Origin of the sequence: Streptomonospora sp. PA3, assembly GCF_009728995.1 — a bacterium.
GTDB lineage: Bacteria > Actinomycetota > Actinomycetes > Streptosporangiales > Streptosporangiaceae > Streptomonospora.
This window is the reverse complement of sequence record NZ_VTZW01000010.1, coordinates 442,429-457,250: the sequence shown is the minus strand read 5'-3', so window position 1 is coordinate 457,250 and position 14,822 is coordinate 442,429. Positions and strand designations below refer to the sequence as shown.

Sequence of the window (14,822 nt, the reverse complement as noted above, 5' to 3'; positions counted from 1 at the left end):
GAGCGCTCGGCGGGCGCGCCCGCGGACCCACCGGCGGGTCGCCCGAGCGGCGGCCCGCCGCACCCGTGTCCGCCTCCGTCCGCACCCGGGGAGCCGGCCGGCCGGGCCGCGCGACCCGCGCACCAGCAAGCAACAGGGAGACCGCGATGGGCAAGCGAAGCGGCAGCGCCGTGCGCAACCGGAACGCGCAGACGCCGCCGGAACCGCCGGAGCCGCTGCGTGTGGCGGTCGGCGACAGCCACACCCACATGGACATGCAGACGCCCGACGTGCCCGAGATCATCGCGGCCGCCGAGGCGGTGGGCGTCACCCCATTGATGCAGGTGGGAGTGGACGTGTCCTCCTCGCGATGGGCCGCCGGGATCGCAGCCGAGCACCCGTCGGTGTGGGCGGCCGCGGCCCTGCACCCCAACGAGGCACCGCGCATCGTGCACGGCGACGGCGCGCCGGGGGTCGAGGCCGACGACACCGACTGGGCCGGCAAGGCCCGCCCGCCCCGCGGCCTGGCCGGCCTGGAGGACGCGCTGGCCGAGATCGACCGCCTCGCCGCGCTGCCCCAGGTCCGGGCGGTCGGCGAGACCGGCCTGGACTACTACCGCACCGGCGCCGAAGGCGTCGCGGCCCAGCAGGAGTCGTTCCGGCGGCACATCGCCATCGCCAAGCGGCACGGCCGGGCGCTGATGATCCACGACCGCGACGCGCACGAAGACGTGCTGCGCGTCCTCGCCGAAGAGGGCGCACCCGAGGCCGTGGTCTTCCACTGCTTCTCCGGCGACGCCGAGATGGCCAAGATCTGCGCCGACAACGGCTACTTCATGAGCTTCGCGGGAAACGTCACCTTCGCCAGCGCCGACCAGCTGCGCGAAGCCGCCGCGCTGGCCCCGCCCGAGCTGCTCCTGGTCGAGACCGACGCGCCGTTTCTGACCCCCAAGCCCTACCGCGGCCGACCCAACGCCCCCTACCTCGTCCCCTACACCCTGCGTGCCCTCGCCGCCGCAAAGGGACTGCCCGAGGACGAACTGGCCGCCGCCGTCGCCGCCAACGGGCGCCGTGCGTTCGGACTGGACTGACCGGCCGGGCCCGCCGCGGGGCGGACCACCGCACCGCCTGCTCTCCTCGCCGCTCGGCTCGGCCTGCGTGTTCCCTCCTCGCTCAGGTCGTGTTCCCGAACGGCGGAGGCGCGGCTTTCCAGGAACCCACCGGGCACCACCTGGGGCGGCCACCATCGAGGTTGCGGCAATGGGGCTGGAGTGCGCGAATCCCACCCGTCACCCGCCACCGCCCCTAACGGAGGCGCTGCGCGCCACGAGCCCATCGTGCCCGTCACCCGCCACCGCCCCTAACGGAGGCGCTTCGTGCCACGCATCTATTCAGAGCCGGCTTGCCGCCGAGCGGCGGTGCACCTTTGCGTCAACGGCCCACCACCGGTGGTACGGCTCCGCCTGACAGGTGCAGCGTGCGCTCGGCGGCAAGCCGCGGTCGCGCTACGCGAGACGCGCCCATTGCCGCAACCTCTGTGGTGACCGACTCCCCAGACACGACGTCGACGCCCCGCCTACCCGCTCGTTCCGGGATCGAGTCCCCACTCGGCCAGGGTCTCTTCCAGGGAGGGCGCGGGGAAGTCGGGGTCGCGGGTCGCACGGCCGGGGGTGCGGTCGAAGCGGGGAGCCGGGCCCGGGAAGAGCCGGCCGTCCTTGCGCACGATGGAACCGCGGGCGCGCACGTGCGGGTGGTCGGGCGCCTCGGCCATCGACAGCACCGGCTGCACGCAGGCCTCGGAATCCCCGAAGACCTCGGCCCACTCGTCGCGCGTGCGGGTGCGCAGGACCTCGGCGAAGCGCTCACGCAGCACCGGCCAGTTCTCCCTGTCCCACTGGTCGGGCAGATCGGCGCCGGAGAGCCCGACACCCTCCAGGAACGCGGCGTAGAACTGCGGTTCGATGCAGCCCACCGATACGTGGCGGCCGTCGGCGCACTCGTAGACGTCGTACCAGGGGGCGCCGGTGTCGAGGTAGTTGGTGCCGCGCTCGTCGGACCAGGCGCCGCGCTCGCGGTCTTCGTAGACCATGGACATCAGCAGTGCGCTGCCGTCGACCATGGCGGCGTCGACCACCTGGCCGCGCCCGGAGGACTGGCGCTCCACAAGGGCGCTGAGGATGCCGGTGACCACGAACATGGTGCCGCCGCCGAAGTCGCCGAGCAGGTTGACGGGCGGAACGGGCGGTCCGCCGCTGCGGCCGATGCTGTGCAGCGCGCCGTTGAGCGAAATGTAGTTCATGTCGTGCCCGGCGACCCGGGCCAGCGGCCCGTCCTGGCCCCAGCCGGTCATCCGGGCGTAGACCAGCCGCGGGTTGAGCTCCAGGCAGTCGTCGGGGCCGAGCCCGCGCCGCTCCATCACCCCGGGGCGGAACCCCTCCAGCAGCACGTCGGCCGCCGTGACCAGCTCGCGGGCGGTGGCCCGCCCCTCCTCCGACTTCAGATCGACCCCCAGCACCGGTCGCCCGGCGCTCATGTGCGGCCGCTCGCCCTGCCGGGCCGCCGCTGCGGCGGTGGGCCGATCCAGCCGGACCACCGACGCGCCGAGGTCGGCGAGCAGCATGGCGGCCATGGGACCGGGGCCGATCCCGGCGAACTCCACGACCCGGATTCCGTGCAGGGGACCCATGGGCGACCTTCCCGAGTGGACCGGTGCGACGGGCGGGAGCCGGTCCGCTCGCCGGGCGCGGGTCTGCGTCCGGCCGGGCCTGCCCGTGCGCGTTTCGGACATGAAACGAACCGCGTTCGGTTCTAGCGCTCATTCTGGTGGCATCCCGCCTGCCGGCGCCAACCCGCCGGCCGATGCGGCGGCGGGCTTCGCCGCCGAGGCGCGGCGCCGCCGCGCCTCGGCCCCTCCGGCCGATCCCGGCCGGGCGTGCGGATTCGGTCAGGACTGAAATCGGGCCGCGGGGGTGTGATAGCTTCCCGTACGCAGCCGTGGTCGGATGAGGCGCAGCCGCCCCCGACCCGCCGCGAGCTGCGCGCCGGAGGACTTCCCGCACCCCCCGGCCCGCTCGCCTGATACCCACCCCTTTCCGTCCGTGCGCGATCGCGAAGGCCGAGACCAACGTGCGTAGTCCGTCCAACCGCGGGTCCCACCGCGGCAGCCGCAGGGCATCGAACAACCCGGACCGCTCCGGCCGGCCGGACGCCCCCCACAACCACGCCCACGATCCCTACGCCCACCCCGGGGCGCCATCATCGGGCGGCCCCGGTGCCGAGTACGGCCGGACGGCCGCCATGCCCCCCGCGCCCCCGGGCCCGGCCGGCGCCGGGCACGGCCAGACCGCCGCCATGCCCCCCGCGCCTCCCGCGGGCGGGGGGCGCGGCGGCCGCGGAGCGGGCTCCGGCGGGCGCTCCGGCCGGTTCGCACTCCCCGCCCTGCCGCTGCTGCGCTCGCGCGGCGTCGTGATCGGCGCGGTCGCCGCGGCGGTGCTGCTCGTGGTCGGCGGGGGCACCGCCTTCGCCATGGACCAGCGCATCACACTCAGCGTCGACGGCGAGCGCAGCACCGTGCACACCTACGGCGCCACGGTGCAGGACGTCCTCGACTCCGCGGGAGTGACCCTGGGCGAGCACGACGTCGTGGCGCCCTCCCTCGACACGGAACTGGACCGCGGCGACAACGTGCTGGTCCGCTCCGGCCGTCCGCTGACCCTCACCGTCGACGGCAAGTCGAAGAAGCACTGGGTCACCGCGCTGACCGTCGGGGAGGCCCTGCAGCAGATCGGCAGGAACCCCGATTCGCTGAAGCTCTCGGTCTCCTCCGACAAGGCGATCCCCGAGTCGGGACTGGAGGTCGAGGCCACCGCCGCACGCCGGGTCGTCATCCTGCGCGACCGGGTCCGCATCGAGACCGCGACCACCGCGGAGACGGTGGCCCAGGTCCTTGAGGACAACGGGATCGACCTGGGCGAGCACGACAAGGTCAAGCCCAAGCGGGACGCCGAGCCCACGGACGGCATGGTCATCGAGGTCACCGAGCTCCTCACCGAGCCCAAGACCGAAGAGGTCCCCATCGAGGCCGAGGTCGAGGAGCGGGAGAACCCCGACCTGCCCGCGGGCGAGGAGAAGGTCGTTCAAAAGCCCAAGGACGGCGTCAAGAAGGTCACCACCGCCATGATCATGAAAGAGGGCGTGAAGACCGAGTACGTCGTCAAGGAGGAGGTCGTCAAGAAGCCGGTCAAGGGCATCACGGAGATCGGCACCAAGGAGGAGGCGGCGACGGTCGACACCTCCGCCGAGGCCTCCAGCCTCAACTGGGCGGCCCTGGCCGAGTGCGAGTCCGGCGGCGACCCCACCGCCGTGAACCCGGCCGGTTACTACGGGCTCTACCAGTTCTCCATGTCCACCTGGCAGTCCGCCGGAGGCTCGGGCAACCCGGCCGAGGCTCCCGCCAGCGAGCAGACCATGCGCGCTCAGAAGCTCTACGACATGGTCAACGGCAACTGGCAGAGCCAGTGGCCCGAATGCGGCGTGCACCTGTTCGACTAGCTAGGTCGTGTTTAAGAATGGCGGGGGCGCCGCTTTCCAGGAACCCACCGGGAACCGCAGGGAAGCCGCCACCACCGAGTTGCGGCAATGGGCGCGCCTCGCGAAGCGCGGACGCAGCTTGCCGCCGAGCGCACGCAGTTCTTCCCAGGTGGAGCCGCACCACCGGTGGCGGGCCTCCGGCGCAAAGGTGCGCCGTGCGCTCGGCGGCAAGCCGGCTCTGAATAGATGCGTGGCGCGCAGCGCCTCCGTTAGGGGCGGTGGCGGGTGACGGGCACGATGGGCTCGTGGCGCGCAGCGCCTCCGTTAGGGGCGGTGGCGGGTGACGGGTGGGATTCGCGCAACCAGCCCCATCGCCGCGACCTCCTGTGGTGACCGACTTCTTAAACAGGACGTAAGGGCGATGCCGCCCCGGCCGGCCCCTGGTGGGTTCGGCCGGGGCGGCGGGGCGGGCCCGCGAACCGCTGGGCACGGGCCGACCCCGCGCCGCCGTCGCCGCCCTTGCCGCATGCCATGCCGGCATGCCCAGCCATCGGGCACTCCGCACCCGCCTACGGTGCGACCGTGCTGGCACAATGATGCGGGTGACCGAATCCGCTCCCTCCGGCGACGCTCGCCTGCTCACCCCTGCCGACGTACGGCGGCTGGCCGAGCGCACCGGGATACGGCCGACCAAGACGCTCGGCCAGAACTTCGTCATCGACGCCGGAACCGTACGGCGCATCGTGCGCACCGCCGAGGTCGGCGCCGACGACGTCGTGCTGGAGGTCGGTCCCGGTCTGGGCTCGCTGACGCTCGCGCTGCTGCCGCACGTGCGCGCTGTCACCGCCGTCGAGATCGACCCGCGCCTGGCCGAGGTGCTGCCGGACACGGTCGCCGAGTTCGCCCCCGCCCGCGCCGACCGGCTGCGGGTCGTCGCCGCCGACGCCATGCGCATCACCGAGATCCCCGGACCCGCACCCACGGCGCTGGTGGCCAACCTGCCCTACAACGTCGCCGTTCCGGTGCTGCTGCACCTGCTGGAGCTGCTACCGAGCCTGCGCCGCGGCCTGGTCATGGTCCAGGCCGAGGTCGCCGACCGGCTCGCGGCCGGGCCGGGCAGCCGCACCTACGGAGCGCCCTCGGCCAAGGCGGCCTGGTACGCCGAGGTGCGCAGGGCCGGATCGGTGGGCCGCAACGTGTTCTGGCCCGCCCCCAACGTCGACTCGGGGCTCGTCGCGCTGCACCGCAGGAGCGCGCCGCCCGGTGCCTCCACAGGCCCCGGTCCCGCCGGTGCCGAATCCGCGCGCCCCGACCGCCGCGCGGTGTTCACCGTCGTCGACGCCGCCTTCGCCCAGCGGCGCAAGACGTTGCGCGCCGCCCTGGCCGGGTGGGCGGGATCGGCGCCGGCGGCCGAGCGCGTGCTGCGGGCCGCCGGGATCGACCCGAGCGCGCGCGGGGAGTCGCTCGACATCGCCGCCTTCACCCGGATCGCCGCCCACGCCGACCGCGCCGCGGACCCGCCGCGGTAGCGGCCGGGACCGGGGCGCCGAGCCAGGGCTGCGAGGGCACCGATCCCCGGGTACCGGCGAGCGCGCCGGGCGCCTCAGCCCGCCGCGGCGATGTCGGCGACCTCGATGACGGCGGGGGAGCCGCCTCCGCTGCTGAGGTGCAGCGCGCCGGACCGGGCCTCGGCCTCGTCGGCCACGAGGAACACCAGCTGGCCCTCGGCCTGCTCCCCGGCGGGGATCGAGCGCCACAGCGGCGCCTGGCTCTCGGTGACCGAGGGCTCCGACGCCGACAGGAACTCCTGCTCGCCCAGTGCCAGCCGCTGCTCGTCGTGTTCGAGCGTGATGCGGTCGGCGCTGATGTTCTGCACGCTCAGCGCGAAGACGCAGTAGGTGCCGTGGAGGGCGGTCGAGCGTCCCTCGACGTCGGGCGAGCACTCGTACTCGCGCACCTTGAACACCATGCGGCTGTCCTGGGCGGTGCCGGGGGCGGCGGTCTCCTCGGACTTCTGGCCTTCGGAGCCGCCGGGCGCGGCTTCGGCGCCCTTGTCGCCGGAACCGCCGCCGGTCTCGCCGCCGCCGTCGGAGCCCTCGGCCGCGCCCGGCCAGATCAGGTTCTGCACACCCAGCAGGGTGAGCGTGGTGAACAGCAGCAGCGCGAGGATGACGGCGGCCACCGCGGTGATCGCCACCCAGCGCTTGCGCCTGCCCGGCTGCATCGGCCGGTGCGGCGGCAGCGACGCGGGCGGCACGTAGGGCTGCGCGCGGGGCGGCGGGTTCTGGCCGCTCTGGTCGGGTCCGGGCGGCACCTGGGGGATGGGGCCGGTCTGCTGCGGCGAGACCGCCGGGAACTCGCCGGTGTGGCGTGCTTGCCCTCCCGGCGGCCCCTGCGGTGCCTGGTGCTGCTGCGGGGCGGGCGGTCCGCCCTGGCCCTGCGGAGGGCCGGGAGGGCCCTGCGGCGCCGGAGCGCCCTGGTAGGCCTGGCCGCCCTGGGGCCCGATGCCCGCCGGACGCGGCATGGGCTGGCTGTGGTGGGCGGGCTGAGCGGGCATGGGGGCCGGCTGGGGCGGCCCGTAGTGCTGCTGCCCGGGAGGTCCGCCGCCGCGCAACGGGCCGGGAGGGGCGGGCGGAGCCGGATGCGGCATCCCCGTGGCGGTCTGGTGCGGATTGGGCGGCGGGCCGGGCGGGGGCATGGGGGCCATCGGCGGGAGGTTGGGCCGCCAGGAGTTGTGCAGCGCGTGGCTGACCATCTCGTTGGCGTCGCCGCCGCCGGTGGAGACCTCCTCGCCGCCGGCCAGCTCCAAGAGCAGGTCCTGGGCCTTGGGGCGGCGGTCGGGCTCCTTGGCCAGCGCTTGGGCGACCAGCCGGTCCAGCGGGCTGTCGAGGTCGCCGATCTGCGGCTCGGCGAACAGCACGCGCTTGCCCAGGGTCATGGCGTCGCCGTTGCCGAAAGGGTGGACGCCGCTGCCCGCGAACGCCACCAGGCATCCCCAGGCGAAGATGTCGGCGGAGGTGGTGACCTTCTCCTCCAGCAGCTGCTCCGGCGCCATCCACCCGGGGCTGCCCATGACGATGCCGGTCTGGGTGTGGTTGGTGGCGGTGTTCATCGCCCGCGCGATGCCGAAGTCGATGACCCGCGGCCCCGACAGCGAGAGCAGCACGTTGGCCGGCTTGAGGTCGCGGTGCACCAGGCCGGTGCGGTGGATGGCCGCCAGCGCGGCGGCGACGCCGAGCGCGAAGCCGTGCAGGGTGCTGGAGTCCAGGGGGCCGTTCTCGGAGACGTGCTCGGCCAGCGCCGTGCCCGCGATGTACTCGGTGACCATGTAGGGGCGGCCCTCGAAGGTCCCGTGGTCGAGCACCTTCGCGGTGCAGAAGGAGGCGACCCTGCGGGCGTTCTCCATCTCGTCGCGGAAGCGGGCCCGGGTGGGTTCGTCGAAGGCGAGCTCGGGCCGGATGACCTTGATCGCGACTTGGGCACCCTTCTCGGGGGTACGGCCGAGATAGACCGTCCCCATTCCACCGCTGCCCAGGCGACCGGCCAGCACATAGGGCCCGATGGTCGCCGGATCTCCGGCAGCCAACGGTTCCAGGTTCTTCGGGAGCCCATCCGACGGCAAGCGACCCTCCCCGACGGTGTCCTAACTCCGCCTGGCCCCAAGGTAGCGGTGATCGAGCCCGGATACCCACCCGGGCAGGCCACGGCGCCCGCATCCGGACAGCCGGGACCCCGGCAGGGGCGTGAGACCGCCGACAAGCCGCCCACCGCCGTCAGCCGGCCGCACCGAGCGCAGGGGCGTTCGCGTGACGGCGGTTCACAGGAGCGGGGGTTCCTCTACGATCTAGGACTCGTGACCACTACGACCGCCGTGACCGTTCGGGTCCCCGCGAAGGTGAACCTCCAGCTGGCGGTGGGGCCGGCGCGCGAAGATGGATACCACGATCTGGTCAATGTCTTCCACGCAGTAGCGCTGTTCGACGAGGTTACCGTCACCGGCGCGCGGACGCGCGCAACAGGGGGCGCGGCGGGCCTCACCGCGGAGGACGCGAGCGGCGGCGGCCTGGCCTCCCACCTGGCCCGGGTGCCGCTGGACTCCTCGAACCTCGCCTGGCGCGCCGCCGATCTGCTCGCCCGCGAAACCGGAGCGCAGACGCCGGTGCACCTGCACCTGCGCAAGGCCATCCCCGTCGCCGGGGGGATGGCCGGGGGCAGTGCGGACGCCGCTGCGGCGCTGGTGGCCTGCAACGCCTTCTGGGGCAGCGGACTGGACCGCGCAGCGCTGCTGGATCCGGCCGCCAGGCTGGGCAGCGACGTGGCCTTTCCGCTGATCGGGGGCACAGCGGTGGGTACCGGTCGCGGCGAGGTGCTGAACCCGGCGCGCTGCTCGGCACGGCTGCACTGGGTCTTCGCCCTGTCGGAGGGCGGGCTGTCCACCCCCGAGGTCTTCGCCGCCTACGACCGCCTGCGGCCCGACGCGCCCGAACCCCAGGGCGATCCCGCGCTGATGGCGGCGCTGGCCGAGGGCGACGCCCGCGCCGTCGGGGCCGCGCTGAGCAACGACCTCCAGCCGGCCGCTCTGGCGCTGCGCCCGGTGCTCGCCGAGACCCTGGAGGCCGGGCGTGCCGCGGGGGCGCTGGGGGCCTTCGTCTCCGGTTCCGGACCGACGTGCGCGTTCCTGGCCGAGTCCGCCGAGCACGCCGAGCATGTGGCGGCCGCGGTGCGGACGGCGCCCGACTGCGCCGAGACCGTCACCGCCCACGGGGAGGTCCCGGGCGCGACCGTCCTCTGAGCCCGCCGGGGCCCCCGCGGCCTGGTAGCGGGGGAGTGCGGCATGTCACATGCGTGCTATCGGCGGGTGTGCGGGGCGCCGGCCCGCTCAGGGCCTCGCTCCTCGCTCGTCAGTCCAGACGGCGCCGCACCCCGCACACCCGCTCAGGGCTCGCTCCGCGGGCTCGTCGGTCCAGAGGGCGCTGCGCCTCTTGGGTCCGGGCCGGCGGGGTATTGACCTCAACTTCGGTTGAAGTATGAGGCTTGGGCCATGACGACAGCACCGCCACTGACCAGATACGCCGACCTGCCCGCTTTGATCGGGCTCATGACCGGGGACGAGAAGCACCAGATCGCGGCCGAGTCGACCCGCGAGGTGCTGTGGGTCCTCTACGACCGGGTCCTCGACGTCTCTCCCGAGACCGCCGACGACCCCGACCGCGACAGGTTCCTGCTGTCCAAGGGGCACGGCCCGATGCCCTACTACGCCGTGCTGGCCGCGAAGGGATTCATCGACCTGGCGACCCTGCGGAACTGGGCCGAGTTCGACTCACCGCTGGGCCACCACCCCGACCGGGTGCTGGTTCCCGGCGTGGAGATCAGCAGCGGGTCGCTCGGCCACGGCCTGGGCCTGGGCGTGGGCACGGCAATGGGGTTGCGCGCCCAGGGCCGCACCCGCCCGCGCGTGTTCGTGCTCCTGGGCGACGGCGAACTCGACGAGGGCAGCAACCACGAGGCAATCGCCGCCGCGGGCCGCCTGGGCCTGGACAACCTCACCGCCGTCGTCGTCGACAACGATTCCGCCACCCACGGATGGCCCGGCGGGATCGGCGGACGCTTCGCCCAGGAGGGCTGGGAGGCCCGTTCCGCGCCCGGCCGCGACCAGCCCGCCCTCTACGACGCACTCACCGACCCGCACCCCGGGCGGCCGCTCGCCGTGGTCGCCCGCGTCCGCCCGAAGGGATGACCGCCATGACCGCCGCACCGATTGAGCAGGCCGCGCCCGTGGTCGCGCAGCCGATGCGCGAGACGTTCACCGACCACGTCAGCGCCGCTCTGGACGCCGATCCGCGGTTGGCCGTCGTGCTGGCCGACATCTCCTCGGACCGCTTCGCGGCGGCCGCCCGGCGCCACCCCGACCGCGTCGTCAACCTCGGCATCCGCGAGCAGCTGATGATCGGGGTGGCCGGAGGCCTGGCGCTGACCGGCATGCGCCCCGTCGTCCACACCTTCGCGCCGTTCCTCGTCGAGCGCCCCTTCGAGCAGGTCAAGCTCGACCTCGGCCACCAGGGGGCGGGTGCGGTGCTGGTCAGCTCCGGAGCCTCCTACGACGGCTCCTACTACGGCCGCACCCACATGGCGCCCGGCGACGTCGCGGTGCTGGACTCGCTGCCCGACTGGACCGTGCACGTGCCCGGCCACGCCGCCGAGGTCGTACCGCTGCTGGATTCGGCGCTGCGCCAGGACGGCAACGTCTACATCCGGCTCAGCGAGCGCGGCAACGCCGCCGCCCGGCCGGTCGGGCCGGGGCTGGAGATCGTCCGGTCGGGGTCGGGGCGCTCCAGCGGCGTGGTGGTCGCCGTCGGCCCCATGCTGGACCGGGTGCTGGCCGCCACCGCGGACCTCGACGTGACCGTCGCCTACGCCGCCACCGTGCGCCCGTTCGACCGCGACGGGCTGAGCCGGCTGGCGGCGGGGGCCGGACAGGCCGACGTGCTCGTGGTCGAGCCCTACCTGGAAGGGACCTCGGCGCACGAGGTCGCCGCGGCGCTGGGCGACCGCCGCCACCGCCAGTGCTCGCTCGGCGTGCGCCGGGACACCGAGGTGCGCGGCTACGGAACCCCAGCCGACCACGACCGCGCCCACGGGCTGGACACCGCGGGCATCGCCGCCCGGGCGCGCGACTTCTTCCTCGTGTGATCCCCGGCCCCGCCCGGACGGGGGCGGGGCCGGCCCGGCCGCTGTGGACACTGGTCGCGGCAGCCTCCGCGGGCCACCACAATGGATTGCACGATGACGAATCTCGTGAACCTGCAAGACGTGTCCCTGGCGTACGGCCCGCTCGTGCTGCTCGACAGGGTCTCCCTCGGCGTCGACGAAGGCGACCGCATCGGCGTGGTCGGGCGCAACGGCGGCGGCAAATCGACCCTGGTCTCGGTCCTGTCGGGCCGCACCGCACCCGACTCCGGCCGGGTGGTGCACAGCCGCGGCCTGCGCATCGGGTTCCTTCAGCAGCGCGACACCTACCCCGAGGCCACCGTCGGCGGGTTCGTCCTGGGCGACCTCGCCGAACACGAGTGGGCGGGCGACGCCCGGGTGCGCGACGTGCTGCGCGGCCTGCTGGCCGGGTGGGACCTCGATGCGCCCATGGCCACGCTCTCCGGCGGCGAGCGCCGCCGCGCGGCGCTGGCGCGGCTGCTGATCGACAGCCACGACCTCGTCGTCCTGGACGAGCCGACCAACCACCTGGACATCGAGGCCATCGCGTGGCTGGCCGAGCACCTGCGCGGCCGCCGCGAGGCGCTCACCGTCGTCACCCACGACCGGTGGTTCCTCGACGCCGTCACCAACCGCACCTGGGAGGTCGTCGACGGCCGCGTCGAGCGCTACGAGGGCGGCTACGCGGCCTACGTGCTGGCCAAGGCCGAGCGCGAGCGGCTGGCCGCCGCGGCCGAGGAGCGGCGCCAGAACCTGATGCGCAAGGAGCTGGCCTGGCTGCGCCGCGGCCCGCCCGCCCGCACCTCCAAGCCCAAGTTCCGCATCGAGGCCGCCAACGCCCTGATCGCCGGCGAACCGCCGCCGCGCAACACCGTCGAGCTGGTGCGCTTCGCCAGCTCCCGCCTGGGCAAGACGGTCATCGACACCGACGACCTCACCCTCACCGCCGACGACACGGTGCTCATCGACCGCCTGAACTGGCAGCTGGGACCGGGCGACCGGATCGGACTCGTGGGCGTGAACGGCTCGGGCAAGACCACGCTGCTGCGGGCGCTGGCGGGCGAGCGCGAGCCCGACGGCGGGCGGGTGCGCCACGGCAAGACGGTCAATCTCGCCCACCTGTCGCAGAGCCTGGCCGAGCTGGCGCCGGACCGCAGGCCGCTGCAGGCGGTCGAGGAGGTGCGCCGGCACATCTCGATCGGCGGCCGGGAGTTCACCGCCAGCCAGATGCTGGAGCGCTTCGGGTTCCGCGGCGAGCGCCAGTGGACCCCCATCGGCGACCTCTCCGGCGGCGAGCGGCGGCGGCTGCAGCTGCTGCGGCTGCTGATGAACGAGCCCAACGTGCTGCTGCTCGACGAGCCCACCAACGACCTCGACATCGAGACCCTCACCGAGCTGGAGGACCTGCTCGACGGCTGGCCGGGTTCGCTGGTGGTGGTCAGCCACGACCGCTACTTCCTGGAGCGCATCTGCGACCGCGTGATGGCGCTGATGGGCGACGGCGACCTGCTCTTCCTGCCGGGCGGAGTCGAGGAGTACCTGCAGCGCCGCGCGCGCCAGAGCGACTCCGGCGCCACCGTGCCGGGGCGCGGCCCCGAGCCGGGAGCCCCCGCCGAGCCCGAGGAGGCCCCGGCGCTGTCGGCGGCCGAGCGCCGCGCCGTGCAGAAGGAGGCTCAGCGCATCGAGCGCCGCCTGGACCGCATCGGCACCCGCGAGGCCGAACTGCACGAGCAGATGGCCCAAGCCGCAGACGACTACGCCCGCCTCGCCGAACTCGACGCCGAACTCAAGACCCTCCAGGCCGAAAAGGAGGAACTCGAAGAACTCTGGCTCGCCGAGGCCGAGAAGATCAGCGACTGATCCGGAGCCGGCCCGGCGGCCCGAGAGCGCAGCGGCTTACGGTCTCCGCACCGCGACTTCGGCCCGTTTGGTGAATTCGGCGGGCGACAAGATGGCTCTGCCCTTCCCCCCCCGACGCCGCCCCAAGGAGAGCAGGTCGCTGTCGTTGCCGGCGATGACCGAAGCGCCGGAACAGTCGGCCGGATCGTGGTCGTTCTCCGGATCGCAGCAGTCGTGCCGGGTGCGGGGGACGCCCTCGTGGCAGTCCCCTCCGCAGAGTTCGGCCAGGTCGCAGCCGAGGTCGAGGCAGGAGCCGGCATCGGCTTCCCGCCGGCGGCTGCGCATCGCGAAGGGCACGCCGGTGCCGCGGTCCGGCGTCCCGACGGTGAGCGCCCTCTACAACGGCGCGCTGTTCGCCCTCCTCGCCCGACCCGCCGACCGGATCGACCCGGTAGCGGTCCGCGACCTCGCGGGCGCGATGGTGTGCGGAGTGGGCCAAAGGGCGGCCGGGCCCGCGGCCTGATCCTCGCCCGCGCCGTGTCCGAGAAGGCCGGAGCGCCCGGAGGGACGCCGGCCGGGGCAGGAACCTGCGCCTCGCCGCCGCGGCTTTCCGGTCGGCGCTAGGCCTTCACCTGTTCGGCGAAGGTCTCGGCGATTTCGGTGGCGCCCGCCTGGTTGGTGTGGATGTCGGGGCCGCGGGCGGTGTTGCACATCCAGGTGTAGTCGCAGATGCGCTGGACATTGGTCGGCATGCCGGTTTCGCTGTCCTCGGGGACCTCGGAGTCGGAGGACTGGAACGCCTCGGCCACGTCGGCGACGTCGATGCCGGCCTCGGTGTAGGACTCGGTGATGACCGCGTTCATCTCGGTGAAGACGCCCGTGGCGTAGTCGACCAGCTCGCTTTGCGCGCCGCCGCCGCCCGATTCCCCGCCGCTCTGCGCGCCCTCGCCCGGCGACCCGCCGCCGGCGGCGCCGTCCTCCAGCAGCAGGGCCGCCAGGAAGGGGTTGTAGTAATTCATGCCGATGATCTGCACGTCGGGGCCTGCCGCGTCGCGCAGCCGCGCGGCGATGACCGGCATCTCCGCGCGGAGGCGCCGCATGCCCTTGTCGACGCACTCGCGGTCCACCTCCAGGCGCTGCGCCGGCTCGGGCCCGCTCCCGGAGGCGGCGTCCGAGTCGCCGTGGCCGGAGCCCTCCCCGTCGGACTCCTGCGCGCCATCGGTGCCCTGCGCCCCGTCGAGGACGCAGCCGGTGAAGTTGTTGGCGCCGATTCCCACCGTCACCAGGGACGTGTGCGCGCGGTTGCGCCGGAGGAACCGCTCGGCCTGGGCCAGCTGCGAGCCCTCCTCGTAGCGCTCCGCGCAGCGCTCCAGGTTGCCGTGGACGAACGATGTGGTGTCCTCGCCGCCGCATCCCAGCCGCTTGTGGGCGAGCGTGGAGTCGCGGTCGTAGAGGATGCGGTAAAGCGCGTCGGGGTAGCCCTGCGACGTCTGCTCGGGCGTGCCGTCGGCCCGCGGCTGCACGCCCACGGCCAGCGAATCGCCGAGCGAGACGTAGAAGCGCTTGCGGGCGGCCTCCTGCCCGCCGTCGGAGGAGCAGGCCGTCAGCGTGCCTGCAAGGGCCAGGGCCGCCGCCGCTGCGGCGGCCGAACACCAGCGGTTGTCCACGTCGTCAACTCCGTCTCTCGCCCCCGGAACCGGCCGCGCCACAGGCGGCATCCCGGTGAGAACGGGGCGGATACCGCCGGGTAACAAGAGTGGCCGATG

11 protein-coding genes are annotated in these 14,822 nt (G+C 73.9%); 8 read left to right on the top strand and 3 right to left on the bottom strand.

Annotated features, from left to right (window positions below; all coding sequences use genetic code 11):
* Positions 1 to 146 precede the first annotated feature (146 nt).
* The gene (locus FZ103_RS14195; RefSeq protein WP_156001616.1) at positions 147 to 1,070 is read left to right on the top strand and encodes a TatD family hydrolase; all 924 of its coding nucleotides are present in this window, start codon (positions 147 to 149) and stop codon (positions 1,068 to 1,070) included.
* Positions 1,071 to 1,555: 485 nt separating this feature from the next.
* Here the strand turns inward: FZ103_RS14195 and FZ103_RS14190 are convergent, their stop codons facing one another.
* Positions 1,556 to 2,665, bottom strand: coding sequence for a CaiB/BaiF CoA-transferase family protein (locus FZ103_RS14190; protein ID WP_156001615.1), 1,110 nt, complete (start codon positions 2,663 to 2,665; stop codon positions 1,556 to 1,558).
* 665 nt (positions 2,666 to 3,330) lie between these two features.
* Here FZ103_RS14190 and FZ103_RS14185 point away from each other — a divergent pair.
* Positions 3,331 to 4,530, top strand: coding sequence for a resuscitation-promoting factor (locus FZ103_RS14185; protein WP_156001614.1), 1,200 nt, complete (start codon positions 3,331 to 3,333; stop codon positions 4,528 to 4,530).
* A 581-nt stretch (positions 4,531 to 5,111) separates the two neighbouring features.
* On the top strand, positions 5,112 to 6,038 hold the full coding sequence (gene rsmA, locus FZ103_RS14180; protein WP_186356289.1) for a 16S rRNA (adenine(1518)-N(6)/adenine(1519)-N(6))-dimethyltransferase RsmA: 927 nt from the start codon (positions 5,112 to 5,114) through the stop codon (positions 6,036 to 6,038).
* Positions 6,039 to 6,112: 74 nt separating this feature from the next.
* Here rsmA and FZ103_RS14175 read toward each other — a convergent pair whose 3' ends face one another.
* Entirely contained in the window at positions 6,113 to 8,131 is a 2,019-nt protein-coding gene (locus FZ103_RS14175) for a serine/threonine-protein kinase (RefSeq protein ID WP_156001613.1), read from the bottom strand.
* 231 nt (positions 8,132 to 8,362) lie between these two features.
* On the opposite strand from FZ103_RS14175, the gene FZ103_RS14170 reads away from it, so the two are divergent.
* The 5 genes from FZ103_RS14170 to FZ103_RS14150 all read left to right on the top strand — a co-directional run bounded on the left by FZ103_RS14170 (position 8,363) and on the right by FZ103_RS14150 (position 13,579).
* Positions 8,363 to 9,301: a 4-(cytidine 5'-diphospho)-2-C-methyl-D-erythritol kinase gene (locus FZ103_RS14170; RefSeq protein WP_186356288.1), complete on the top strand. Its 939-nt coding sequence runs from the start codon at positions 8,363 to 8,365 to the stop codon at positions 9,299 to 9,301.
* 249 nt (positions 9,302 to 9,550) lie between these two features.
* Entirely contained in the window at positions 9,551 to 10,246 is a 696-nt protein-coding gene (locus FZ103_RS14165) for a transketolase (RefSeq protein WP_156001612.1), read from the top strand.
* 53 nt (positions 10,247 to 10,299) lie between these two features.
* Positions 10,300 to 11,199, top strand: coding sequence for a transketolase family protein (locus tag FZ103_RS14160; RefSeq protein WP_156001810.1), 900 nt, complete (start codon positions 10,300 to 10,302; stop codon positions 11,197 to 11,199).
* 93 nt (positions 11,200 to 11,292) lie between these two features.
* Positions 11,293 to 13,077 (top strand): ABC-F family ATP-binding cassette domain-containing protein, encoded by a 1,785-nt coding sequence (locus FZ103_RS14155; protein ID WP_156001611.1) that lies wholly within the window; start codon positions 11,293 to 11,295, stop codon positions 13,075 to 13,077.
* Between the two features lie 364 nt (positions 13,078 to 13,441).
* Positions 13,442 to 13,579 carry a hypothetical protein gene (locus tag FZ103_RS14150; RefSeq protein ID WP_156001610.1) on the top strand — a complete coding sequence of 46 codons (138 nt, stop codon included), beginning with the start codon at positions 13,442 to 13,444 and terminating at the stop codon, positions 13,577 to 13,579.
* 97 nt (positions 13,580 to 13,676) lie between these two features.
* Here FZ103_RS14150 and FZ103_RS14145 read toward each other — a convergent pair whose 3' ends face one another.
* Positions 13,677 to 14,723 carry a GDSL-type esterase/lipase family protein gene (locus FZ103_RS14145; RefSeq protein ID WP_343233525.1) on the bottom strand — a complete coding sequence of 349 codons (1,047 nt, stop codon included), beginning with the start codon at positions 14,721 to 14,723 and terminating at the stop codon, positions 13,677 to 13,679.
* Positions 14,724 to 14,822: the final 99 nt, after the last annotated feature.